1 protein-coding gene is annotated in these 349 nt (G+C 65.9%); it reads right to left on the bottom strand.

Annotation, left to right across the window (positions count from 1 at the left end):
* On the bottom strand, positions 1–349 hold a 349-nt coding region (locus AC1DGP_RS35430; protein WP_476833317.1), incomplete at both ends, for a transporter substrate-binding domain-containing protein.

Genomic DNA, 349 nt, shown 5'->3' on the forward strand with positions numbered 1-349 from the left:
GTCTTGGTCTTGATCACCGCCGATTTCGGCCCGATCAGCACGATCGTGTTGGCGACATAGGGCTTGCTGAACTGCACCACCTTGGCCCGTTCGGGCAGCATCGCCATCGTCGCAAACAGCACATCGACGCGCCCCGTGGTCAGGGCCGGGATGCGGTTATTGACCTCGAGCGGCACGAACTCGACGGGGACGCCGAGCTCCTTGCCGAAGAGCGCCGCGATATCGGCATCCAGCCCATCCTGCTTGCCGGCGCTGGTGACGAAGCCCCAGGGCGGATTGTCGCCCTGGATGCCCACGACCAGCTTGCCCTTCGCCTTGATCTCCGCCGGCGTCACCGCCAGCGCAGGCC

The organism is Allobosea sp. 05T433 (genome assembly GCF_056396065.1).